The following is a 1,734-nucleotide window of genomic DNA, read 5'->3' as shown; positions in this document are numbered from 1 at the left end:
TCCCGGTGGGCGCCGCTTGGCGCTGATCGAACTGGCCGACCTGGAGCTGCCGGAGGCGCTGCCGTTGCTGGTTGCGGCCCTGCGCGGCGATCCCGACCCCGGCGTGCGCGGCGAGGCCGCGCGCCTGCTGGAGGCCTGGGAGGAAGACGCGGTGGTCGATGCGCTCTGCGCGGCCCTGGCCGATCCGCTGCCGGCGGTGGCCGAGGCCGCCGCGCAGAGCCTTGGCGAACTCAAGGAACCGGCCGCCGGGCGGCGCCTGCTGCCGTGGCTCGGGCATGCCGATGCCTTCGTCCGCGCCAGCGTATTACGTGCGTTGCGCGAACTGCGCCTGGAGGAGAGCGCCGCGCCGGCCCTGGCCGCCCTCGGCGATCCGCAGGCGGCGGTGCGCCGCGAGGCGGTGGCGGTACTCGGCTGGCTCCGCCACCAGCCGGCCCTGGCCGAACTGGCCAGGCTGGCTAGCGCCGATGTCGACCCAGAGGTACGCCGGGCGGCCACCGGCGCCCTCGGCCTGAGCCGCGAGGTGACGGTGCTGCCGGCGCTCTGCGCGGCGCTGGCGGACGCTCAATGGCAGGTTCGCGAAGAGGCGGCGACGACCCTTGGCAAGCTGGGCCGGGAGGAGGCCGGCGAGCCGCTGCTGAAGGCCCTGGCGGACGACTACTGGCAGGTCCGCTTGCGCGCCGCCCGCGCACTCGGGCGCTTGCGCCACCGGCCGGCGCGGGAGGCGCTGGAAGCGTTGCTCGGCCATCCCATCGGCAACCTGCGCAAGGAGGCCGCCCTGGCCCTCGGCGAACTGGCGGACCCGGCCTCGGCCCAGGCCTTGCGGGTCGCCGAAGGCGACGGCGATCCCGAGGTGCGCAAGGCGGTGCGTATCGCCCTGGCGCAACTGCGGGTGCCGGCATGACCCAGCCGCCGCTGCGCCTGCGCAATGCCGCCAGGGACGGCTGGCTGATTCTCGAATGGGCGGACGGCGCGGTCAGCCGGATCGACCATGCTCGCCTGCGCGCCGCCTGTCCCTGTGCGCAATGCCGGGCGCAGCGCCTGCGCGGACGGATCGTCGCGGCGGAGCAGGGCGTGCGCCTGCGCGATATCCGCCTGCAGGGCTACGGCGTGCAGTTGCTGTTCGACGATGGTCACGAGCGCGGTATCTACCCCTGGTCCTATCTGCGCGACGAACTCTGAGCGGAGGATTGTTTCGCTATCGGAAACAACGTGAAGCGCGCTCATGGGTATCAGGTTGTTTCCGCGCTCCGCGATCTTCCCCGTGACCGCTCTGCGCCTCGGTCGTCCGGAGCGAGAGCGCCAGGGCTTGGCTTCGTTGTCGTTTACGTAACAGTGTTTTCCAGCCTGAAACGTTTCAGCTTTGCCCGCAAAGTCCTTATCATTCGCAAATTAACCATTGTTCTGCTTGGCTCAGATCATGAGCCCTCTTCATATACCCTTGTTCCTGGCAAGGGTATCGAGGGAGTAGAGCGGTCGCTGCATGCGACCAGTCGACCATTCGCAACGAGGAAGCGTTCGCGTGAAATCCCATCTTCTCCGTCCGGCCCTGCGCCCCGTGGCGGGCAGCCTGCTGTCCGCCTCCCTGCTGTGCAACGCGGCGCACGCCGCCGAGGCGTTCTCGCCGAACTCGAAATGGATGCTCGGCGACTGGGGCGGCAAGCGCACCGAGCTGCTGGAGAAGGGCTACGACTTCAAGCTGGAGTATGTCGGCGAGGCGGCGGCCAACCTCGACGG

The 1,734-nt window shown here is 70.1% G+C and carries 2 protein-coding genes and 1 pseudogene; all 3 read left to right on the top strand.

Annotation, left to right across the window (positions count from 1 at the left end; genetic code table 11):
• A partial coding sequence (locus FFS27_RS32430; RefSeq protein ID WP_137952537.1) for a HEAT repeat domain-containing protein occupies positions 1-901 on the top strand: 901 nt, incomplete at its 5' end.
• On the top strand, positions 898-1,179 hold the full coding sequence (locus FFS27_RS32425) for a DUF971 domain-containing protein (protein WP_003160279.1): 282 nt from the start codon (positions 898-900) through the stop codon (positions 1,177-1,179). The genes FFS27_RS32430 and FFS27_RS32425, both read left to right, overlap by 4 nt.
• Positions 1,180-1,519: 340 nt before the next feature.
• A pseudogene (locus tag FFS27_RS32420) lies at positions 1,520-1,734 on the top strand (porin); the annotation flags it as partial.

Origin of the sequence: Pseudomonas sp. 2VD (genome assembly GCF_005503585.1) — a bacterium.
In the GTDB taxonomy this organism is placed as follows: Bacteria; Pseudomonadota; Gammaproteobacteria; order Pseudomonadales; family Pseudomonadaceae; genus Pseudomonas; species Pseudomonas aeruginosa.
The sequence above is the reverse complement of the archived record's forward strand: the minus strand, read 5'-3'. Positions and strand labels throughout refer to the sequence as shown.